The sequence below is a fragment of the Citrobacter sp. Cs237 genome (genome assembly GCF_030332325.1).
Taxonomy (GTDB): domain Bacteria; phylum Pseudomonadota; class Gammaproteobacteria; order Enterobacterales; family Enterobacteriaceae; genus Citrobacter_A; species Citrobacter_A sedlakii.
The window spans coordinates 321,119-341,789 of the sequence record NZ_JAOWIB010000109.1; the positions used below are offsets into that span (position 1 = coordinate 321,119).

At 52.7% G+C, this 20,671-nt stretch carries 21 protein-coding genes, 1 tRNA gene and 1 pseudogene; 12 read left to right on the top strand and 11 right to left on the bottom strand.

Annotated features, from left to right (window positions below; translation table 11 throughout):
* Positions 1 to 32: 32 nt before the first annotated feature.
* The 5 genes from leuE to OGY07_RS21710 all read right to left on the bottom strand — a co-directional run bounded on the left by leuE (position 33) and on the right by OGY07_RS21710 (position 3,802).
* Complete coding sequence (gene leuE / locus OGY07_RS21690; RefSeq protein WP_042287620.1) at positions 33 to 671, bottom strand: leucine efflux protein LeuE; 639 nt, start codon at positions 669 to 671, stop codon at positions 33 to 35.
* A gap of 115 nt (positions 672 to 786) precedes the next feature.
* The gene (locus tag OGY07_RS21695; protein WP_042287622.1) at positions 787 to 2,052 is read right to left on the bottom strand and encodes a Y-family DNA polymerase; all 1,266 of its coding nucleotides are present in this window, start codon (positions 2,050 to 2,052) and stop codon (positions 787 to 789) included.
* Positions 2,053 to 2,054: 2 nt separating this feature from the next.
* Complete coding sequence (locus OGY07_RS21700) at positions 2,055 to 2,474, bottom strand: translesion error-prone DNA polymerase V autoproteolytic subunit (protein WP_042287741.1); 420 nt, start codon at positions 2,472 to 2,474, stop codon at positions 2,055 to 2,057.
* 209 nt (positions 2,475 to 2,683) lie between these two features.
* A complete protein-coding gene (zinT, locus tag OGY07_RS21705) occupies positions 2,684 to 3,334 on the bottom strand; it encodes a metal-binding protein ZinT (protein ID WP_042287624.1) in 651 nt (216 codons plus the stop codon).
* Between the two features lie 141 nt (positions 3,335 to 3,475).
* Complete coding sequence (locus OGY07_RS21710; protein ID WP_042287626.1) at positions 3,476 to 3,802, bottom strand: four-helix bundle copper-binding protein; 327 nt, start codon at positions 3,800 to 3,802, stop codon at positions 3,476 to 3,478.
* 230 nt (positions 3,803 to 4,032) lie between these two features.
* On the opposite strand from OGY07_RS21710, the gene uspF reads away from it, so the two are divergent.
* Positions 4,033 to 4,461 carry a universal stress protein UspF gene (gene uspF, locus OGY07_RS21715; protein ID WP_042287629.1) on the top strand — a complete coding sequence of 143 codons (429 nt, stop codon included), beginning with the start codon at positions 4,033 to 4,035 and terminating at the stop codon, positions 4,459 to 4,461.
* Between the two features lie 29 nt (positions 4,462 to 4,490).
* Here uspF and sedR read toward each other — a convergent pair whose 3' ends face one another.
* Complete coding sequence (gene sedR, locus OGY07_RS21720) at positions 4,491 to 5,351, bottom strand: beta-lactamase transcriptional regulator SedR (RefSeq protein WP_181821451.1); 861 nt, start codon at positions 5,349 to 5,351, stop codon at positions 4,491 to 4,493.
* A gap of 197 nt (positions 5,352 to 5,548) precedes the next feature.
* On the opposite strand from sedR, the gene blaSED reads away from it, so the two are divergent.
* Both blaSED and OGY07_RS21730 read left to right on the top strand, forming a co-directional pair.
* Entirely contained in the window at positions 5,549 to 6,436 is an 888-nt protein-coding gene (blaSED, locus tag OGY07_RS21725; RefSeq protein WP_286603094.1) for an SED family class A beta-lactamase, read from the top strand.
* A gap of 132 nt (positions 6,437 to 6,568) precedes the next feature.
* Entirely contained in the window at positions 6,569 to 6,859 is a 291-nt protein-coding gene (locus OGY07_RS21730) for a YdgH/BhsA/McbA family protein (protein WP_042287633.1), read from the top strand.
* Positions 6,860 to 6,935: 76 nt separating this feature from the next.
* Here the strand turns inward: OGY07_RS21730 and OGY07_RS21735 are convergent.
* The 4 genes and pseudogenes from OGY07_RS21735 to OGY07_RS21750 form a co-directional block, all read right to left on the bottom strand.
* Positions 6,936 to 7,010 (bottom strand) — tRNA-OTHER (locus OGY07_RS21735).
* A gap of 150 nt (positions 7,011 to 7,160) precedes the next feature.
* Positions 7,161 to 9,515 (bottom strand): autotransporter outer membrane beta-barrel domain-containing protein, encoded by a 2,355-nt coding sequence (locus tag OGY07_RS21740; RefSeq protein WP_286603097.1) that lies wholly within the window; start codon positions 9,513 to 9,515, stop codon positions 7,161 to 7,163.
* Between the two features lie 783 nt (positions 9,516 to 10,298).
* Entirely contained in the window at positions 10,299 to 10,487 is a 189-nt protein-coding gene (gene ymcF, locus OGY07_RS21745; RefSeq protein ID WP_042287743.1) for a cold shock small protein YmcF, read from the bottom strand.
* 18 nt (positions 10,488 to 10,505) lie between these two features.
* Positions 10,506 to 10,691 (bottom strand): annotated as a pseudogene (locus OGY07_RS21750) (cold shock domain-containing protein); the annotation flags it as partial.
* Between the two features lie 293 nt (positions 10,692 to 10,984).
* Between OGY07_RS21750 and cspF the strand changes: the two are divergent.
* Complete coding sequence (gene cspF / locus OGY07_RS21755) at positions 10,985 to 11,197, top strand: cold shock-like protein CspF (RefSeq protein ID WP_286603099.1); 213 nt, start codon at positions 10,985 to 10,987, stop codon at positions 11,195 to 11,197.
* Positions 11,198 to 11,350: 153 nt separating this feature from the next.
* Here cspF and icd read toward each other — a convergent pair whose 3' ends face one another.
* Positions 11,351 to 12,601, bottom strand: coding sequence for an NADP-dependent isocitrate dehydrogenase (gene icd, locus OGY07_RS21760; RefSeq protein ID WP_042287636.1), 1,251 nt, complete (start codon positions 12,599 to 12,601; stop codon positions 11,351 to 11,353).
* A 201-nt stretch (positions 12,602 to 12,802) separates the two neighbouring features.
* On the opposite strand from icd, the gene rluE reads away from it, so the two are divergent.
* The 8 genes from rluE to roxA all read left to right on the top strand — a co-directional run bounded on the left by rluE (position 12,803) and on the right by roxA (position 20,656).
* A complete protein-coding gene (rluE, locus tag OGY07_RS21765; protein ID WP_286603102.1) occupies positions 12,803 to 13,438 on the top strand; it encodes a 23S rRNA pseudouridine(2457) synthase RluE in 636 nt (211 codons plus the stop codon).
* Positions 13,439 to 13,441: 3 nt separating this feature from the next.
* Positions 13,442 to 13,903, top strand: coding sequence for an NUDIX domain-containing protein (locus OGY07_RS21770; protein WP_042287638.1), 462 nt, complete (start codon positions 13,442 to 13,444; stop codon positions 13,901 to 13,903).
* A 54-nt stretch (positions 13,904 to 13,957) separates the two neighbouring features.
* Positions 13,958 to 15,064 carry a tRNA 2-thiouridine(34) synthase MnmA gene (gene mnmA, locus OGY07_RS21775; RefSeq protein ID WP_060569624.1) on the top strand — a complete coding sequence of 369 codons (1,107 nt, stop codon included), beginning with the start codon at positions 13,958 to 13,960 and terminating at the stop codon, positions 15,062 to 15,064.
* Between the two features lie 33 nt (positions 15,065 to 15,097).
* The gene (gene hflD / locus OGY07_RS21780) at positions 15,098 to 15,739 is read left to right on the top strand and encodes a high frequency lysogenization protein HflD (RefSeq protein ID WP_042287747.1); all 642 of its coding nucleotides are present in this window, start codon (positions 15,098 to 15,100) and stop codon (positions 15,737 to 15,739) included.
* Between the two features lie 3 nt (positions 15,740 to 15,742).
* Positions 15,743 to 17,113 (top strand): adenylosuccinate lyase, encoded by a 1,371-nt coding sequence (purB, locus tag OGY07_RS21785; protein ID WP_042287640.1) that lies wholly within the window; start codon positions 15,743 to 15,745, stop codon positions 17,111 to 17,113.
* Positions 17,114 to 17,294: 181 nt separating this feature from the next.
* Entirely contained in the window at positions 17,295 to 17,966 is a 672-nt protein-coding gene (gene phoP / locus OGY07_RS21790; protein WP_042287748.1) for a two-component system response regulator PhoP, read from the top strand.
* Positions 17,966 to 19,429: a two-component system sensor histidine kinase PhoQ gene (gene phoQ, locus OGY07_RS21795; RefSeq protein ID WP_286603111.1), complete on the top strand. Its 1,464-nt coding sequence runs from the start codon at positions 17,966 to 17,968 to the stop codon at positions 19,427 to 19,429. The genes phoP and phoQ overlap by 1 nt, the downstream gene beginning before the upstream one ends.
* Positions 19,430 to 19,534: 105 nt before the next feature.
* Positions 19,535 to 20,656 (top strand): [50S ribosomal protein L16]-arginine 3-hydroxylase, encoded by a 1,122-nt coding sequence (gene roxA / locus OGY07_RS21800; protein WP_042287642.1) that lies wholly within the window; start codon positions 19,535 to 19,537, stop codon positions 20,654 to 20,656.
* Positions 20,657 to 20,671 lie beyond the last annotated feature (15 nt).

Consider the following 20,671-nt stretch of genomic DNA (forward strand, 5'->3'; position numbering starts at 1 on the left):
AAAAAAGCCCGCTGTATAGCGGGCTAACAGCTTTACGATTGCAGCGTTGCCAGTCGTGCCGCGAATCCGACGAAAATCAGGCCGATCAGTGAATTTCCCACCTTCGCCAGTTTCTTTTTTGTGCGGATGTACTGGGTGACAAACGCGCCGGAGAGGATCAGGAAAGTCAGATAGCAAAAGCTCACCACTTCCAGCGTGGCCGCCAGAATGAAAAATGACAGTCCCGCGTGCGGCGCGTTAACATCAATAAACTGCACAAAAAAGGAGACGTAGAAAAGAATCGCTTTTGGATTGGTCAGGCTCAGTACGAGCGCGCGTTTAAAAATCGCACCGAAAGGCACGGCGTCTTCAGAGGCCCCACTGCCCTTTGATTTAAGCGTGGACCAGAGGATCTTCGCGCCAAGATAAAGCAGATAAAACGCACCGAGATAGCGCACGATATTAAACAGCACCGGCGTGGTTTTAATCAGCGTCGCAACGCCCGCATAGGCTAAAAACATCAGCACCGCATCGCCAATAAACACACCGCTCGCGGCAAGATAGCCGCCCTTTATCCCTCGCCCGACGCTGTTTTTTAAAACAAATATCGTATTCGGCCCCGGCACTAATACAATAAAAATCGCCCCCACCAGATAGGTCCAGTAATTCAGTACGCCATACTCTGCAAACACGTTAACCTCTTCCTGAAACAACACATACGCTTAGCTGCGAAACAATATGCTAACCAATGCACCTGATGATGGAAAGGGAAATCCCTTAAACGGAGATTCCGCGTTGGCGGGTGTTTTATCTGACGACCAGCAGATCCGACACGCGCGTAGTGTAGCGGGGAGAGAGCATCTCCCGTTTCATTTGCCACTGCTGGGTAGTGCCTTGCCCGGCAAAATAGAGCGTTCCCCTTCCCTCTTGCGCATTAAGCTTATCCAGCACGCTCATCAACTTTTCACTGCCTGGACGGGGTGCGTTATCGTCAAACAGATTAAGCTGCGCCACGCCCTGGCTGAAAAAGTCGCCAAGCATCACACCCGCTTTTTGATAACGGTGACCGTCACGCCAGATCGCGTCCAGACAGCGGATCGCCGCGTTAATAATGTCCCGGCTGTCATGCGTTGGCGTCAACAATTCGACCGAGCCATAATTGCCGTAATATTTTTCATTTTCCGCAAACGGACTGGTTTTCACAAAGGCGGAAATATGCCGACAGTATTGATGCTCCGCGCGAAGCTTTTCCGCCGCGCGCGTGGCGTGGCTGCAAATGGCCTGACGCATCTGCTCGTAGTCACTCACCCGCTCGCCAAAAGAGCGGGAACAGATAATCTCCTGCCGGGCGGCTGAAAACTCCTCCAGCGCCAGACACGGTTCGCCGCGCAACTCGCGCACCGTTCTTTCAAGCACCACGCTGAAATTTTTCCTGATGAAGCGAATATCCGTCTCCGCCAACTGCAGTACGTTTTCGATGCCCATCGTTTCCAGCTTTTTCGCAATGCGCCGCCCAATGCCCCACACCTCGCTGACCGGCATTAACGCCATTAGCTTTCTCTGGCGATCCACGTTCGACAGATCCACCACCCCGCCTGTCTGCGGCCACTGCTTTGCCGCGTGGTTCGCCAACTTCGCCAGCGTCTTGGTTGGGGCGATCCCGACACCAACCAGCAGATGCGTGCGCTGCAGCAGCGTGCGGCGAATCTCCATGCCGAAATCGGTCAGATCCCGGCAATGACGTACCCCTGTCAGATCGCAAAACGCTTCATCGATACTGTATATTTCCACGCGCGGCGTCAGCTCTTCCAGCGTGGTCATTACCCGGTTAGACATATCGGCGTACAGTTCGTAGTTGCTGCTGAAGCAGACGACGCCATAGCGACGAAACAGATCTTTTTGCTTAAAGTAGGGATCGCCCATTTTCACGCCCAGCCGCTTTGCTTCTGCGCTTCGGGCGATGACGCAACCATCGTTGTTTGATAACACGGCCACTGGCTTACCTTTCAGATCCGGCCGGAAGGCGGTTTCGCAGGATGCGTAAAAGGAATTCACATCCACCAGCGCAAACATGATTACTTTGTCGCTTTGATGATGTGCGTAACCACGCCGAAAATATCCAGCGTATCCTCACTGCTCACGCGGATAGGCGACCAGGCGCTGTTCATCGGGTTTAACTGCACCGTGGGCCGCAGCTGTAGCTGCTTTACCGTAAACTCCCCTTCAACTGCCGCAATCACAATGTCACCATGCGTCGCCTGAAGCGCGCTGTCCACCACCAGCAAATCCCCGTCGCCAATACCGCCCTCAATCATCGAGTCGCCAGCGGCGCGGACAAAATAGGTTGAACTGGGATGCTGAATAAGCAGTTCGTTAAGGTCGATCCGTTGTTCCACATAATCTTGCGCGGGAGAGGGAAATCCGCACTGAACGATATCGGCAAAAAGCGGAGTCGTTACAATCTGGCGCAAGTCAACGGGTCTGTAGAACATCATCATCACACATCCATATATTTACTGTATTTATATACAGTAGATTTAAACAAAGGCGAGATCAAGCGGCGAACAGCGCGTGTTGGCGGGCGTTAAACTGCAGCATGTTGATTTTATTTATTTACGGGGAGAAAAAAATTTTGTGCGGCTCATTCGAACGATTATAAAAGCGCCAACTGAAAACCCGTCGGCATGCGACGGGTTCACAGGATTTAATGATGCAGCATTTCATCCACCACGGCCTGGGCCTTAAGCTGGTATGGATAATAGGTTGGCCAGTTATCCATCTCTTCCAGCAGCGCCTGCTGTGAGGTATTGCCCATAAAGATATGGAAATGACTCGACTTGCGCGGAGCGATGATATGATCGCTAAACTGCACATATTTCGGCGCGTTGCTGTTCGCCTCTTTGCACTCAAACAGATAACGGACGCCTTTCTTACCCGAGGTATAGGTGAGGATCTTGTGTCCAGCATAGTCATATTTACAGGAGGCGACCTGATCGCCGGTATGGAACTCCATCACGCCGTTTTCAATACCGATCGTTTCGACATCCGTTGCATATCCTTTGCGGTAATACGCTTTTATTTCCTCTGCTGATTTACGCTTATCTTTCTCTGCTTTCTGCGTAAACACCGGATCCAGTTCGCCGCTGACCAGATACGGGTAAACGGATTGCCACATACCGTCCCAGTCGGTCAACGCCCTGTCCCGAACGTTTTTATCGTCGAATACGCCTTCGGCCGCTTTCTGTTCCACCTCTGTCAGCGGAGCGCCATGTGAATGGTGACCGTGTGCGAAGGCATAACCGCTCGCCAGCAGCATTCCCAGAAACAGCGATAGTTTTTTAAAACGAATAACCACAATTGCACCCTCAGTTCATCCATAAAGATGCAATGTTATATTATAACAAAAGAAGATATTCAACTGTCCCGATGAAAACAACGAGGAAAAGCAGGCCGAAAATCAACGGCCACCGCGCGGGTGGCCAATGGCAGGAGGCTGTCAGGCAGCCATCTTCAGGCAGGCGTCGGCGCACGCATTGCAGGCCTGGGCGCACGCCTGACAGTGTTGGTGCTCATGTCGGGCACATTCCTCGGCGCAGGCCTTGCACAGGTCCACGCAAAGACGACACGCCTGACTGAGATAATCGCTGTCCAGGGCCATAAATTGCGCCGCCAGACGGCACATTGCGGCACACTGGGTATCCAGACGGATACACGCTCTCATCATATCGATATCTTGTTCATTCAGGCATGACGCAGCACAGTGATCGCATGCTGCCGCACACGCATAACACATATCAATACATTCACGGTGTTCTTGCTGCATAACTCACTCCTTATTTTTGTCAGAGGAGTAGATAAGTCTGCACAAAATTTCCCACCTCGCCAGGCGGTAAGGCGCATTCACTTTTTTCCGAATAGCAGAATCCTTTTCCATTTCGTGTCGGCAATCACATATTCCACGCCCCGCTGTCCAGAACTTTGATCGGGTCACTTTTTCTACAAAAACCGAATTCGGTATGATGGAGGCGGACATAAAAAACAGGAGGTAATACTATGTATCGTTCTGTTCTGGTTCCAATTGATATCTCTGAATCCGATCTGACCCGCCAGCTCATCCCCCAGGTTGAGGCGCACACCAAAGCGGCAAAAGTCCACTTCCTGGCGGTGATCCCGTCAGTCCCCTTCTATGCTTCCATGGGGCTTGCCTACTCCGGTGAATTACCGGACAGGAACGGTTTACAGGCCAAAGCCTTGCAGAAGCTGGAAGAGATCGTGAAGCAATTCACTATCCCTGAAGGCAGAGTGCAAACGCACGTGGTGTATGGTCCACCTAAAGATCAAATCCTGAAGGTGGCGGAGGCGGTGAGCGCCGATCTGGTGATTATTGCCTCGCACCAGCCAGGCATTTCAACCTATCTGCTGGGCTCAACCGCTGCGGCCGTGGTTCGCCACGCGCACTGCCCGGTGTTAGTGGTACGCTGATCCCCGAACGGGAGTCCGCTGGCTCCCGTTTATTCTGCCTTTACAATCCAGTCCCGAAAGATTTCCATTGCCGGGGTCACTGGCTTCGATTTCAGGTGCGTGAGCCAGTAGCTGCCCATATCGACTTCATTAGCAAAAGGACGCACAAGCTGCCCGCTCGCCAGCTCACGGCTGAACATTTTTGCCGGAACCAGTGCCGCGCCGCCGCTCTGGATGACCGTTTCAACCATCAGGCGCGATGAGTCGAACATTGCGCCATTGATTCGCTCAGCGCTAACCCCTGCCGCCGCAAACCAGGCATCCCACTCATCTGCCCGGTAAGAGCGTAAAAGATTCTCTTGCAGGAGATCGGCGGGATGCGACAGTCGTTGCGCGGTATCGGGCGAACAAAGCACCGTCAGCGGCGCCTCGCACAGCATTTCGTTATGGGTGGCGGGCCACTGACCGCTACCAAAGCGGATGGCGAAATCCAGCCCTTCTGCGGCCAGGTTTACCACGTTGTTATTGGTGCGCAAACGCAGATCGACAAACGGATGCGCTTGCCGGAATTGTTCAATGCGCGGTAGCAGCCAGCCAACAGCGAAAGTCCCAACCGCCGCGACGGTGAGCACCTCACGGTATTCTCCTCCTTCAAACTGGCGGAAAATGGTGTCGATTTGCCCAAACGCATCGGTCAGCACCGCAAACAGCGCCTGCGCCTCATCCGTCATCTCCAGCCCTCTGGGCAGACGCTTGAACAGCACCCGGTTCAGGCGATCTTCAAGTATTCGTACCTGTTGGCTGACCGCCGCCTGCGTTACGCAAAGTTCAAGCGCGGCGCGCGTAAAGCTCAAATGACGGGCGGAAGCTTCAAAGGCGCGTAGCGCATTGAGAGGAAGATGAGAACGCATCGAAAAGACTCATAAGATTTTCTTTTATCCAGGGTAAATTCTTCTCGCTTGTTAAGCAAGCGCTGAATGGAGATAGTGCATCACGCCGGCAACCGGGAAACATTTTATTTTTATTGATGTCTCTGGCCTGGATATTTCTGTCTCAAAAACAAAAGTGCCCTTATTTACCCATTCATTGACGATTAAGAAGGTTTTGTATGCTTAAAGAACGGTTTCGCCAGACGGTATTTATCGCTGCCGCTGTTATGCCCTTCATTTTTAGTAGCACTTCACTGCATGCGCAGGCGACGTCAGACGTGCAGCAGGTTCAGAAAAAGCTGGCGGCGCTGGAAAAGCAATCTGGCGGACGCCTGGGCGTGGCGCTGATTAATACCGCGGATAATTCGCAGGTGCTGTACCGCGCAGACGAGCGTTTTGCGATGTGCAGCACCAGTAAGGTCATGACCGCCGCCGCGGTATTAAAACAGAGTGAAACCCATGACGGTATTTTGCAGCAAAAAATGACCATTAAAAAAGCCGATCTGACCAACTGGAATCCCGTAACAGAGAAATATGTGGGTAATACGATGACATTAGCTGAGCTAAGCGCAGCGACGTTACAGTACAGCGATAATACCGCCATGAATAAACTGCTGGCGCATCTTGGCGGCCCCGGCAACGTCACGGCGTTTGCACGTTCCATTGGCGACACGACGTTTCGTCTCGATCGCAAAGAGCCGGAATTAAACACCGCCATTCCCGGCGATGAGCGCGACACAACATCGCCGCTGGCCATGGCCAAAAGTCTGCGTAAACTCACGCTGGGCGACGCGCTGGCAGGTCCCCAGCGCGCGCAGCTTGTCGACTGGCTGAAAGGCAACACCACCGGGGGCCAGAGCATTCGTGCCGGCCTTCCTGCACACTGGGTGGTGGGCGATAAAACCGGGGCGGGTGATTACGGTACCACGAGTGACATCGCGGTGATCTGGCCGGAAGACCGCGCCCCGCTGGTGCTGGTAACCTATTTCACACAGCCACAGCAGGATGCGAAATGGCGTAAAGATGTCCTGGCCGCGGCGGCGAAAATTGTGACGGAAGGAAAGTAATTTCTCTGAACAGAACCCTGCGCAGACACCTGACGGTGTCTGTGCGGAAAACAGCGCTTCGCTGGAAAATTGGTCTACACTAAAAAATGTGTGAATTCACTCTCACCAATCAACCTAACAAGGATGCGCGATATGAAAAAAATTGCTTTCGCTACCACACTGCTTGTCTCAGCCTTCTCTTTCAGCGCCATTGCCGCTGACCAGGTTTCAAAAGAAGAAGTTGATCATTTTAAACTGGAAAAAGTGGGGACGGTAAACGTTTCGCAGAGCGGCGGAGCCATCTCCTCACCAAGCGATCTGCGTGAAGAACTGTCGAAACTGACGGATGAAAAAGGTGCCAAATATTATCACATCGTCGCTGCCCGTCAGCATGGCCCGAATTTTGAAGCGGTCGCCGACATTTATAAAGATGCGAAAAAATAAGCCCGTCGTGAACAGTATTCACCTGCTGGTCTGACAAAAGAAAAAGGCCCGGACAAATGTCCAGGCCTTTAAAATTTGGGCCGCCATCGAGGCCTCGAACCCCGTTCCCTACAACAAAAGTCGTTCGCTCTTCCAGATGAGCTAATGGCGGTTAGCCGTTTATCATTATCTGATTGAGAATTTACTCATCAGTGATAACGGGCTGAATAATACATAACTCAAATTAACCCTGCAAGAGCTAAAGTCCTTTTGAAACGCCTTTAATTCACTGTTTGCTTATTATTTGCGCGCCGATAGCAAATCAAAAGCGCATCCGTATCCCAACAACACCCTGAATGGGTTCCTCAATATGGCGACCCTGTCGGTAATTCATTTCACCATACAGCGTGGCGGTGCGAGTTACGTCGGCAGACAGACCCAGGCCATACTTACCGGAGGTACCGTTAAGATTATTATCAAAATGATTCACATTATTGATTACCGTGCGATTCGATTTTGCTAATTCCTGTTCAACCTCCACCTGAATGTATGGCGCAATAACAGTGTCATGGCTGGAAAAATGGCCTCCCGTGCGTATACCCATCCCGGCAATAAGAGAACGCGCCGCGCCTGTCTTCGCCCTCATCCCGTTTGACAAACGAATATCCGCATCATTAATTTGCGTCCCGGTAAGGCGAAAAAATGGCTCAACGGTGATGGTATCATCCGGCTGGAAAAGTATTCCGCTTTCAGTCGCGGCGCTCAGACCATATTGATGCCATTCTCCCGTTGCATTACCGCCATTGGTCATACGCACCCTGAGGTTATTATTTAATCTATTCGCTTTAACCACGCCATCAATATAAACGCCGTTGTGATGATACCAGGTGGCGTAGCCGCCAATACCGTAACTGTCCACATGGCTTTTTCCGCCCCGGGCGTGCAGGACATGATTTTTGGTCAGCGTGATAAACGCGCCGCTAACAAGCGTTCCATCCTGATATTCCGCCATTCGGTCTCCGCCCAGTTCCAAACCGTTTTGGTGCAGCGTATATTCAGCACCGCTACTGACCGAAACGTGGCTCTTTTTACCCAGATAATGGCCCCAGACATTCCCCTCGTCCGCCTTTCGCTCACGGCCTGAGTGATTACGGTAACTGCGCAGGCCGTCCATTTCTGAACGCATAACATTCAGGCCGACGGTCGCCAGGCTCAGGACTGCATCCGTAGAGGGGGTCGTAATCAGCGAACCGCCGCCATTGCCATTGTTATTCCCATTATCTCCTTCGCTGCCGCCGTCGCCCTCGTTATCTTCATTATCTTCATCGCCTTCGTTACCTTCATTGCCATCGGTCATCGCGCCGAGATACCAGACATTGCCGCTGTAGCCATCCTTATTCTGTTGATGATACAGCGTATAAAGATACGTACCGCCATCAATCGCGGCTGAGCGATGATAATTAGCGCTCACCAGAGAAAATTCCGCTTCACCGCGTTGATCGTGAATAAGATTCACCGTAAGGTCCCTGTCGTCGGCGATTTCATGTCCCGAGTCAAAAACCATGATAGTAAAGCTGCCAGCGCCCTGACCTATCTCGACAAAATTCGCGTTCTTTTTAGCCAGCGATGAGTTAAATAAAAAGTGACCTGAGCCGCTAAGATTATCAATGGTCAGAGCCGCATATTCGCCGTAACTGTCGAGCAGAAAACTTACGTTTCCTCCCTGGAGAGTGAGATTGCCGACATAAGCCGGGTCCAGATCCGCGGTGTCGTTATCAATGTCGGTAATATACAGCGTCCCGGCTAGCGTGATGTTATCGGCTACCGCACCGGCATCCATATAGACGCCTCCCGCCTGCCCGACATTCATAAAACCAGTCGCGCGTGCGCCATCATATAAATAAGAACGACCGCCATTGATTGTGGTGTCATTAATAATGGCATTATTCGCCACCGACTGGATCCCGGCGTCAATCCTCGTTCTGTCCGCATAACCTTCGCTATAAACGATCTGATGGCCGCCGTTAATATGCGTGTCTTCGGCCTGCGAGCCGAAATAAATATACTGGCGCGACGTATCATTAAGCTGCGTTTTTTTCGCCGTGGAGGCGGAAAAGTAAACATACTGAACGCTGTTATCATTCAGTATCGTATTTTCCACGAAGCCCGGCGCCCAGGTCTGGAATTGAAGTGTCTGAACACTGTTTCCGTTGAGAGTGGTATTCACCGCCAAACCACCGGTAAGCTGCTGACGAGCCGTTCCGTTAAGGGTTGTACCTTCTGCAACCGCATTTAAGCCAGAAATATACTGCGCGCCGTGATTAATCGTGGTGTCTGTCACCCGCGCGCTGTCACTCAGGTATTGTGAAGAGCCTTCCTCTATCGTTGTGTTTTTTGCATGCGCGTTATCCTTGAGCCATTGCTGCCCGCCGTTATTGAGCTGAGTGCCGGTGATTAGCGCATTTTCATAACCATACTGGCGTCCGCCGCTCCCCTGAACAACGGTATCCACCGCTTCAGAATAAACGTTTTGCGTACCATTGCTGTTGATAATCGTCCCCCTGGCAACGGCGTTATCTCTGACATTTTCAAAACCTTTATCGTTAAGTACCGTGCCGTAAGACGTGGCGTTATCCTGTAATTCTAAAACACCACTAATTTTTTGTGGGACAGACATTTCGACAATAATATTTTTTACGACAGCATCTCCATTGTATATTACTGTCTCGCCAGAAATGAGGCAGTTAATATTACAACGCTCATTCGTCGTTTCTGTTTCTACAGGAATTAATGATACCGCCCCGACAGCGGGCGACAACACCGCAAAACCGCAGGCCAGCGTAGAGGCAACAACATGATAAATAAGAGTGCTTGCGGAGGTATTTGCTGACCATCCTTGTGTGCTCATTTCATTTCTCACTTCAGGGACGCCACGGCAAAACCTGATATAACAACAGTGAACCAGACGTATCCTTTCATTAAAAGACAATTGACCTGCTGCGCATAATCACGCACGGGAGGGAATAAAAACCAATGACAGGCTTAAATCAAACGCGTCCATCTAAACACAGATAATGTAAACCAATAGTAAACCGGGACCTGCACAACAAGGAAAAATAATACGGAAATTCCTTATTAACACGGCAATATTTCTCGAATTATGTTGCTTATACCGTATTCGCGACAATAAAAAACGAGAACCTTTTGGCTCTCGCTCTTATTAATTCCAGAAAGTAAGGTAGCGTAAAATGTGAAGGCGCCGTTTACAGCGCCTGTGTCATCGGACGGAAAATAACCTCGTTCACACCGACACCTTCCGGCTCGCTGATAACAAATGCCACCCTGCGCACAGAGGTGTCCGGAGGGATACCGACTTGAGTACCATAATCCTGATTAGCCGCGTTTCATCACAAAAAGGAAGGGAGATAAAAATGCCAAAAGGCTCCCGGCGGAGCCTCAATTATTTTCGGTAGTCTACCGGTGTCTGACCGGAACGAATGTACTGTGTAATATTGTCAAATGTCACCATGACAGATTTGCAAAAAATGCATTTTGCGCCGAAAGGGTTTTTCTCGGTAACATCAAAAGCAGAGGTTCTGTACTGAGAACCATGACAACATGGACATCTGAAGTGGATATGAGGAGTCATAACGGTCACCTTAAAGTGCGGGCCTCTGGGGCCCTGGTCTACGCTAAATTCGACGTCCTGATCCTCATTTAACGTTTTAAAATTGTCGCTCTGAATTGCAGAAGAAGGGACAAACACATCTTTGCTGCCATCAGCCGGAGCAATAAAACCGAAACTTTTTTCAGCGTTGAATTCTTTTACTAAGCCTGTCTTTTTAATTGACATGATCGATACCTTAATTTGAGCCTTCCGGCGTAGGGTTTTTACAGAAACGACGAAGTGAATAGTGGGAAGACTCAAAGAAGGGACAAAGAGAATATACCTGAAATGAGAACTGCTTGAGTAAACAACTTTATAGATCGTTTGTTCTTAAACCGATGAGGTCATTAACGCATGGACGTATCCGTTAAGCAATGTTTATTTTAGCCATCCGGATATCCTTATAGCCAGAAAATAACTCTGGCGTTCTCTTTAAGCACGTGTATAGTGCCCCCTGTAATTAGCATTAAGGAATTTGTTTGTCCCATAAAATGACAGGAATTGTCAAAACCTTTGACTGCAAAAGCGGTAAAGGTCTAATCAGCCCCTCCGATGGCCGCAAAGATGTTCAGCTTCACATTTCCGCACTCAGCCTTCGCGATTCAGAAGTACTGACCCCTGGGTTACGCGTTGAGTTTTGTCGAATAAACGGTCTGCATGGCCCTTCAGCAGCGAATGTTTATCTTTCGTAATCTGTATTAACACCTTTCGCCCAGGAAAAACCGTGGTGCATCATTAGCCATTCGCTAACAGCCCGCAGTCAGTCTATACCTGGCAGACGTTATCGGAAAAAAATAAAAAACGGGAACCACTGGCTCCCGTTATGGTGTCACCCAGAATCTGAATTACATATTGGCGATGATCGCGTCACCAAACTCTGAACATTTCAGCAGCTTAGCGCCTTCCATCAGACGTTCGAAGTCATAGGTCACGGTCTTCGCGGCAATCGCCCCTTCCATGCCTTTAACAATCAGGTCTGCGGCTTCGAACCACTGCATGTGGCGCAGCATCATTTCAGCAGAAAGGATGATGGAGCCCGGGTTCACTTTATCCTGACCTGCGTACTTCGGCGCGGTGCCGTGAGTCGCTTCAAACAGCGCGCACTCGTCGCCAATGTTCGCGCCCGGGGCGATACCGATGCCGCCAACCTGCGCAGCCAGCGCATCGGAAATATAGTCGCCGTTCAGGTTCATACAGGCGATAACGTCGTATTCCGCCGGACGCAGCAGGATTTGTTGCAGGAACGCATCGGCAATGACGTCTTTAATGACAATCTCTTTGCCGGTGTTCGGGTTCTTGATTTTCACCCACGGACCGCCATCGATCAGCTCGCCGCCGAACTCATCGCGCGCCAGCTGGTAACCCCAGTCTTTAAACGCGCCTTCGGTGAACTTCATGATGTTGCCTTTATGGACCAGGGTCACGGAGTCACGATCGTTAGTGATCGCGTACTCGATTGCCGCGCGCACCAGACGTTTGGTTCCTTCTTCAGAACACGGCTTGATACCGATACCGCAGTGCTCAGGGAAGCGGATTTTTTTCACGCCCATCTCTTCGCGCAGGAATTTAATCACTTTCTCAGCGTCCGCTGAGTCCGCTTTCCATTCAATACCTGCGTAGATGTCTTCAGAGTTTTCACGGAAGATAACCATGTCGGTCAGTTCCGGGTGTTTAACCGGGCTTGGGGTGCCCTGGTAATAACGCACCGGACGCAGGCAAACGTACAGGTCAAGTTCCTGACGCAGCGCAACGTTCAGAGAGCGGATACCGCCACCAACCGGGGTAGTCAGCGGGCCTTTAATCGCCACGCGGTATTCACGAATCAGATCCAGGGTTTCAGGGGGCAGCCAGACGTCCTGACCATAAACCTGGGTGGATTTTTCACCGGTGTAAATTTCCATCCAGGAGATTTTACGCTCACCTTTATAGGCTTTCTCGACCGCGGCATCGACCACTTTGAGCATGGCAGGGGTTACATCAACACCGATACCGTCGCCTTCGATAAACGGGATAATCGGATTCTCAGGAACGTTGAGTTTGCCGTTTTGCAGGGTGATCTTCTTACCTTCCGCCGGAACAACTACTTTGCTTTCCATTCACCTCTCCTTCGAGCGCTTCTGGTTTGCTCGTCTGTCATCGCGCTGCATGTGCCATTGCGTCCTGCTGCACGAATGCGTTAGAGCAATTTTTTGTTAATGTTTTGTAATGAGCATGTCAATACTACCCTAATGTTCGCCGCCATGAAAGACGCTCGTGATTAGGCTATAATGCGGCAATTGCTATAATCTGAAAATACCATGCAGAAAACTTCTTTTAGAAATCACCGGGTTGAGCGATTCAGCTCGCGACAAGCCACTAAGCGGCGCAAAGAAAACCAGCCAAAACGCGTGGTTTTATTCAATAAACCTTACGATGTTTTGCCACAATTTACTGACGAGGCCGGACGGCGCACCTTAAAAGATTTTATCCCCGTACAGGGGATTTATGCCGCAGGCCGTCTGGACCGGGACAGCGAAGGACTGTTGGTGCTGACCAACGACGGCGCGCTACAGGCGCGCCTGACGCAGCCGGGCAAACGCACCGGCAAAATCTATTTTGTGCAGGTTGAAGGCGACCCTACGACGCAAGCGCTGAACGCGCTGCGCGATGGCGTCACGCTGAACGATGGCCCCACCCTGCCCGCCGGCGTCGAGCTTGTCGCGGAGCCTGACTGGCTGTGGCCGCGCAACCCGCCGATTCGTGAGCGGAAAACCATCCCTACCCGCTGGCTGAAGATCACCTTATATGAAGGGCGTAACCGGCAGGTGCGGCGTATGACCGCGCACGTCGGGTTTCCGACGCTGCGTCTGATTCGCTATGCCATGGGGGATTACACGCTGGATAATCTCGCTAACGGCGAGTGGCGAGACGTCACCAATGCAAATAAAGGATAAAGTATGTTCAAACCACACGTCACGGTTGCCTGCATCGTCCATGCAGAAGACAAATTTTTAGTGGTCGAAGAAACGATAAACGGCAAAGCGTTGTGGAATCAGCCTGCCGGACATCTGGAAGCCGACGAAACGCTGGTGCAAGCGGCGGCGCGCGAGCTGTGGGAAGAAACCGGGATTAAGGCGCAACCTCAATACTTTATTCGTATGCATCAATGGATTGCGCCCGACAAAACGCCCTTTCTCCGCTTTCTGTTCTCTATTGAACTTGCCAATATGTGCGACACTGAACCGCATGACAGCGATATCGATTGCTGCCGCTGGGTCAGCGCAGAAGAGATTCTTCGCGCCCCGAACCTGCGTTCGCCGCTGGTGGCCGAAAGTATTCGCAGCTATCAGCGGCCAGAGCGTTATCCACTGGACATGGTCGGTGAATTTAACTGGCCGTTTACTGAGGGTGTCAACTAAAAGGGGTGCGTGATAGAATACGCCGCCTTGAAGTTCAATGTCGTGAGTATTCCAATGTCAGAAAGCCCAAAAAAAGTGATCGTCGGGATGTCCGGCGGTGTCGACTCTTCCGTTTCCGCCTGGCTGTTGCAACAACAGGGTTATCAGGTAGAAGGCCTGTTCATGAAGAACTGGGAGGAAGACGACGGTGAGGAATACTGCACCGCGGCGGCCGATCTGGCTGACGCGCAGGCCGTCTGCGATAAGCTCGGCATTGAACTGCACACCGTTAACTTTGCCGCAGAATACTGGGATAACGTCTTTGAGCTGTTCCTTGAGGAGTACAGAGCCGGACGTACGCCAAACCCGGATATTCTGTGCAATAAAGAGATCAAGTTTAAAGCGTTCCTTGAATTCGCCGCAGAAGATTTAGGCGCTGACTTTATCGCCACCGGGCACTACGTGCGCCGCGCTGATGTGGACGGCAAAAGCCGTCTGCTGCGCGGGCTCGACGGCAATAAAGACCAGAGCTACTTCCTGTATACCCTCAGCCATGAACAAATCGCGCAAAGCCTGTTCCCGGTAGGCGAACTGGCCAAGCCGCAGGTGCGTAAAATAGCCGAAGATCTGGGCCTGGTGACGGCAAAGAAAAAAGACTCCACCGGCATCTGTTTTATCGGCGAACGTAAGTTCCGCGAGTTTCTTGGCCGTTACCTGCCGGCACAGCCGGGTAAAATCGTTACCGTAGACGGCGAAGAGATTGGCCAGCACCAGGGGCTGATGTATCACACGCTGGGACAACGTAAAGGACTCGGCATCGGCGGCACCAAAGAAGGGACCGACGATCCCTGGTACGTGGTCGATAAAGACGTTGAGAACAACATCCTGGTTGTCGCGCAGGGCCATGAACACCCGCGCCTGATGTCCGTCGGCCTGGTGGCGCAACAGTTGCACTGGGTGGATCGCGAGCCGTTCACCGGCACAATGCGCTGCACGGTGAAAACACGCTATCGCCAGACTGACATTCCGTGCACCGTGAACGCGCTGGATGACGAACGCATCGAAGTGATCTTTGACGAACCGGTTGCCGCGGTCACGCCGGGCCAGTCGGCGGTCTTTTACCGTGGCGAAGTGTGCCTCGGCGGCGGCATTATCGAACAGCGCCTGCCGTTGCCGGTCTAATTTTTACCTCTTAAATACAAGGAAGCAGTGAACGTGGCAAAAAATTACTATGACATCACCCTCGCCCTGGCAGGTATTTGCCAGTCGGCACGCCTGGTGCAACAACTGGCGCACCAGGGACATTGTGATGCCGATGCACTCCACGTCTCACTGAACAGCGTCATTGATATGAACCCCAGCTCAACGCTGGGGGTGTTCGGCGGTAGCGAAGCCAATCTGCGCCTCGGCCTGGAGACCCTGCTCGGCGTGCTCAACGCCAGCAGTCGCCAGGGGCTAAACGCAGAGCTAACCCGCTATACCCTGAGCCTGATGGTGCTGGAGCGCAAACTCTCCGCCGCCAAAGGCGCGCTGGATACCCTGGGCGATCGTATTAATGGCCTGCAGCGCCAGCTGGAACACTTCGATCTTCAATCGGAAACGCTGATGAGCGCCATGGCCGGCATTTATGTCGACGTCATCAGCCCGCTGGGACCGCGTATTCAGGTGACGGGTTCCCCCGCCGTACTGCAAAGCCCGCAGGTGCAGGCCAAAGTTCGCGCCTCGCTGCTGGCAGGGATTCGCGCCGCCGTGCTCTGGCACCAGGTTGGCGGAGGCCGCCTGCAGCTCATGTTTTCCCGTAATCGCCTGACCACTCAGGCAAAACAAATTCTTGCTCATTTAACCCCGGAGTTGTGATCTATGGAATTATCCTCACTGACCGCCGTTTCCCCTGTCGATGGACGCTACGGCGATAAAGTCAGCGCGCTGCGCGGGATTTTCAGCGAATACGGTTTGCTGAAATTCCGCGTACAGGTAGAAGTACGCTGGCTGCAAAAACTGGCCGCGCACGCAGCGATCAAGGAAGTTCCTGCTTTTGCTGCCGACGCAAACGGTTTCCTCGACGCTATCGTGGCAAACTTCAATGAAGAAGACGCCGCGCGCATTAAAACCATCGAGCGCACCACCAACCACGACGTCAAAGCAGTCGAGTATTTCCTGAAAGAGAAAGTGGCGGAGGTGCCTGAGCTGCACGCGGTTTCCGAATTCATTCACTTTGCCTGCACCTCAGAAGATATTAATAACCTCTCACACGCGCTGATGCTGAAAACCGCGCGCGACGAAGTGATCCTGCCGTACTGGCGCAAAATGATCGACGCGGTAAAAGATCTTTCCGTGCAGTATCGCGACATCCCCCTTCTCTCCCGTACTCACGGTCAACCGGCAACACCGTCGACCATGGGCAAAGAGATGGCAAACGTGGCCTACCGCATGGAGCGCCAGTTCCGCCAGCTGAACCAGGTAGAAATCCTGGGTAAAATCAACGGCGCGGTCGGTAACTATAACGCACACATCGCCGCGTATCCGGAGGTTGACTGGCACCAGTTCAGCGAAGAATTTGTCACCTCGCTGGGCATTCAGTGGAACCCGTACACCACCCAGATTGAGCCGCACGACTACATCGCCGAACTGTTCGACTGTATCGCCCGTTTCAACACCATTCTGATCGACTTCGATCGTGACGTCTGGGGTTACATCGCGCTGAACCACTTCAGGCAAAAAACCATTGCGGGCGAAATCGGGTCTTCCACCATGCCGCATAAAGTAAACCCGATCGACTTTGAAAATTCCGAAGGTAACCTGGGCCTGTCAAACGCGGTTCTGCAACATCTGGCCAGCAAACTGCCCGTGTCCCGCTGGCAGCGCGACCTGACGGATTCAACCGTGCTGCGTAACCTGGGCGTGGGTATTGGTTACGCGCTGATCGCCTATCAGTCCACCCTGAAAGGGGTAAGCAAACTGGAAGTGAACCGCGATCGTCTGCTGGACGAACTGGATCACAACTGGGAAGTATTGGCAGAGCCGATCCAAACCGTAATGCGTCGCTATGGCATTGAAAAACCGTATGAAAAGCTGAAAGAGCTGACCCGCGGCAAACGCGTTGACGCTGAAGGGATGAAGCAGTTTATCGACGGTCTGGCGCTGCCGGAAGACGAAAAAACGCGGCTGAAAGCGATGACCCCGGCGAATTACATTGGTCGCGCCGTGACAATGGTTGATGAGCTAAAATAAGCCACCCGCCTGTGCCGGATGATGATGCAACGGCATCTTATCCGGCCTGCAATGGCCAGACGTGTTTTCCGTGCCGGTGCGCTTCCGGCATTTCCCCTTCCCCGGTTTATTAAATGTTTATCCCCACAGCAACATAATCAGCGTTAAACTATTCATACCGTATATATAGGGAGAAAAGATGATGCGCGTACTGGTTGTTGAGGATAATGCGTTGTTACGCCACCACCTGAAGGTGCAACTTCAGGATGCAGGACATCAGGTTGATGACGCCGAAGATGCCAAAGAGGCCGACTATTATCTTAACGAACACGTGCCAGATATCGCGATCGTCGATCTCGGACTACCCGATGAAGACGGGCTGTCGCTGATCCGTCGCTGGCGCGGGAATGACGTTTCCCTACCGGTTCTGGTGCTGACTGCGCGCGAAGGCTGGCAGGACAAAGTGGAGGTGCTGAGCGCGGGGGCGGATGACTATGTCACCAAACCGTTTCACATTGAGGAAGTGGTGGCACGCATGCAGGCGTTGATGCGGCGTAACAGCGGCCATGCCTCACAGATTATCTCCATTCCCCCTTTCCAGGTCGATCTTTCTCGCCGTGAACTGTCGGTGAACGATGAAGTCATTAAGCTGACCGCCTTTGAATACACCATTATGGAAACGCTGATCCGTAATAACGGCAAAGTGGTCAGTAAAGATGCGCTGATGTTACAGCTCTATCCGGATGCTGAACTGCGTGAAAGTCATACCATTGACGTTTTGATGGGCCGTCTGCGCAAGAAGATTCAGGCGCTGTATCCCCATGACGTGATTACCACCGTCCGTGGTCAGGGATATCTGTTCGAACTGCGCTAATGAATAAACTGCTGCGTCACCTTTTTCCGCTGTCTCTGCGGCTACGCTTTTTACTGGCGACTGCAGGGGTGGTGCTGGTGCTGTCTCTGGCCTATGGCGCAGTCGCGCTGGTGGGCTATAGCGTCAGCTTTGACAAAACGACCTTCCGCCTGCTGCGCGGCGAGAGCAATCTTTTCTATACGCTCGCCAGGTGGGAGGACAATAAGATCCATGTCGAGATCCCGGAGCATCTCGATATGCAAAGCCCCACGATCTCGTTGATTTATGATGAAAACGGCAAGCTGCTCTGGGCGCAGCGTAATGTGCCGTGGCTGGTAAAACTTATTCATCCCGACTGGCTGAAAACCAACGGTTTTCACGAAATCGAAGCCGATATTGACGCCACCAGCACGCTGGTAAACGAAGACCACTCGGTGCAGGCGCAACTGAAAGAGGTACGGGAAGACGATGACGACGCGGAAATGACCCACTCGGTCGCGGTAAACGTCTACCCGGCGACGGCGCGTATGCCGCAGTTGACGATTGTGGTGGTCGACACAATTCCCATTGAGCTTAAACGCTCTTATATGGTCTGGAGCTGGTTTATTTACGTGCTGGCAGCCAACCTGCTGCTGGTGATTCCGTTGCTGTGGGTGGCGGCCTGGTGGAGCCTGCGCCCTATCGAGGCGCTGGCGCGCGAAGTCCGGGAACTGGAGGAACACCATCGCGAACAGTTAAACCCGGAAACCACGCGCGAACTGACCAGTCTGGTGCGCAACCTTAATCGTCTGCTGAAAAGCGAACGCGAACGCTACGATAAGTACCGAACCACGTTGACCGACCTGACCCATAGCCTGAAGACGCCGCTGGCCGTGCTGCAAAGTACGCTGCGTTCAATGCGCAGTGAAAAGCTGAGCGTTAGCGACGCCGAGCCGGTGATGCTTGAACAAATCAGCCGTATCTCTCAGCAGATTGGCTATTACCTGCATCGCGCCAGTATGCGTGGCGGTGGCGTACTGCTCAGCCGGGAACTGCATCCGGTGGCCCCTTTACTGGATAACCTGACCTCGGCGCTCAATAAGGTTTATCAGCGTAAAGGCGTCACTATCAGCCTCGATATTTCACCGGAAGTGAGTTTTGTCGGTGAACAGAACGACTTTGTCGAAGTGATGGGCAACGTGCTGGATAACGCCTGCAAATATTGCCTCGAATTTGTCGAAATTTCCGCCCGCCAGGCCGACGACCATCTGCATATTGTGGTGGAAGATGACGGTCCCGGCATCCCGCAGAGCAAGCGCGATCTGGTGTTTGATCGCGGTCAGCGGGTGGATACACTGCGTCCGGGCCAAGGCGTGGGACTGGCGGTCGCTCGTGAAATTACCGAGCAATACGACGGCAAGATTATCGCCAGCGACAGTCTGTTGGGCGGCGCCCGAATGGAGGTAATTTTTGGACACCAGCAGCCGGGGCAAAAAGACGATTAACGCCGAAAATCACGGGACCTTCGCTAATAAATATGCGCTCACTACATTCATCCTGTTACGCATCCGTTATAATCGGTTGCAACGAACAGCCTGTGGATGCGCAATATGGAATACCAATTAACTCTCAACTGGCCCGACTTTCTTGAACGCCACTGGCAAAAACGCCCGGTGGTGTTGAAACGCGGCTTTAATAACTTCATCGATCCGCTCTCTCCTGACGAACTGGCGGGGCTGGCGATGGAAAGCGAAGTCGACAGCCGTCTGGTAAGCCATCAGGATGGCAAATGGCAGGTCAGCCACGGTCCGTTTGAAAGCTACGATCATCTCGGCGAGAACAACTGGTCGCTGCTGGTTCAGGCCGTTAACCACTGGCACGAGCCCACCGCCGCGCTCATGCGCCCTTTCCGCGCCCTGCCGGACTGGCGTATTGACGACCTGATGATCTCGTTCTCGGTACCCGGCGGCGGCGTGGGTCCGCATCTGGATCAGTACGATGTCTTTATCATTCAGGGGACTGGCCGCCGTCGCTGGCGCGTCGGTGAAAAGTTGCAAATGAAGCAGCATTGCCCGCATCCGGACCTTTTACAGGTCGATCCGTTTGAGGCGATCATTGATGAAGAACTGGAGCCGGGCGATATCCTGTATATCCCGCCGGGATTCCCGCACGAAGGCTATGCGCTGGAAAACGCAATGAACTATTCCGTCGGCTTCCGCGCACCGAATACCCGCGAACTGATCAGCGGGTTTGCCGACTATGTGCTGCAACGCGAACTGGGCAGCACGTATTACAGCGACCCGGACGTTCCCCCACGTGAGCACCCGGCTGACGTGCTACCGCAGGAAATGGACAAACTGCGCACGATGATGCTCGATCTGATTAACCAACCGGAACACTTTAAGCAATGGTTTGGGGAATTTATCTCCCAGTCTCGCCACGAGCTGGATATCGCCCCGCCGGAGCCGCCGTATCAGCCCGACGAAATCTACGATGCCCTGAAGCAGGGCGACGTGCTGGTACGCCTGGGTGGTCTGCGCGTTCTGCGCGTGGACGGTGAGGTATACGCCAACGGCGAGAAGATCGACTCTCCGCATCGTCCGGCGCTGGAAGCGCTTGCCAGCCACATCGTGCTTACCGCCGAAAACTTTGGCGATGCGCTGGACGATCCGTCCTTCCTGGCGATGCTGGCCGCGCTGGTCAACAGCGGCTACTGGTTCTTCGAAGGGTAAGTCGGCGCTTCGCTT

What these genes read in the sequence shown, in the direction of transcription:
- OGY07_RS21695 (WP_042287622.1), bottom strand. Translation starts at nt 2,052, where the DNA reads ATGTTTGCGCTGGTGGATGTGAATTCCTTTTACGCATCCTGCGAAACC.
- OGY07_RS21700 (WP_042287741.1), bottom strand. Translation starts at nt 2,474, where the DNA reads ATGATGTTCTACAGACCCGTTGACTTGCGCCAGATTGTAACGACTCCG.
- OGY07_RS21710 (WP_042287626.1), bottom strand. Translation starts at nt 3,802, where the DNA reads ATGCAGCAAGAACACCGTGAATGTATTGATATGTGTTATGCGTGTGCG.
- uspF (WP_042287629.1), top strand. Translation starts at nt 4,033, where the DNA reads ATGTATCGTTCTGTTCTGGTTCCAATTGATATCTCTGAATCCGATCTG.
- sedR (WP_181821451.1), bottom strand. Translation starts at nt 5,351, where the DNA reads ATGCGTTCTCATCTTCCTCTCAATGCGCTACGCGCCTTTGAAGCTTCC.
- blaSED (WP_286603094.1), top strand. Translation starts at nt 5,549, where the DNA reads ATGCTTAAAGAACGGTTTCGCCAGACGGTATTTATCGCTGCCGCTGTT.
- OGY07_RS21730 (WP_042287633.1), top strand. Translation starts at nt 6,569, where the DNA reads ATGAAAAAAATTGCTTTCGCTACCACACTGCTTGTCTCAGCCTTCTCT.
- OGY07_RS21740 (WP_286603097.1), bottom strand. Translation starts at nt 9,515, where the DNA reads ATGTCTGTCCCACAAAAAATTAGTGGTGTTTTAGAATTACAGGATAAC.
- ymcF (WP_042287743.1), bottom strand. Translation starts at nt 10,487, where the DNA reads ATGACTCCTCATATCCACTTCAGATGTCCATGTTGTCATGGTTCTCAG.
- icd (WP_042287636.1), bottom strand. Translation starts at nt 12,601, where the DNA reads ATGGAAAGCAAAGTAGTTGTTCCGGCGGAAGGTAAGAAGATCACCCTG.
- rluE (WP_286603102.1), top strand. Translation starts at nt 12,803, where the DNA reads ATGCAGAAAACTTCTTTTAGAAATCACCGGGTTGAGCGATTCAGCTCG.
- OGY07_RS21770 (WP_042287638.1), top strand. Translation starts at nt 13,442, where the DNA reads ATGTTCAAACCACACGTCACGGTTGCCTGCATCGTCCATGCAGAAGAC.
- mnmA (WP_060569624.1), top strand. Translation starts at nt 13,958, where the DNA reads ATGTCAGAAAGCCCAAAAAAAGTGATCGTCGGGATGTCCGGCGGTGTC.
- purB (WP_042287640.1), top strand. Translation starts at nt 15,743, where the DNA reads ATGGAATTATCCTCACTGACCGCCGTTTCCCCTGTCGATGGACGCTAC.
- phoP (WP_042287748.1), top strand. Translation starts at nt 17,295, where the DNA reads ATGCGCGTACTGGTTGTTGAGGATAATGCGTTGTTACGCCACCACCTG.
- phoQ (WP_286603111.1), top strand. Translation starts at nt 17,966, where the DNA reads ATGAATAAACTGCTGCGTCACCTTTTTCCGCTGTCTCTGCGGCTACGC.
- roxA (WP_042287642.1), top strand. Translation starts at nt 19,535, where the DNA reads ATGGAATACCAATTAACTCTCAACTGGCCCGACTTTCTTGAACGCCAC.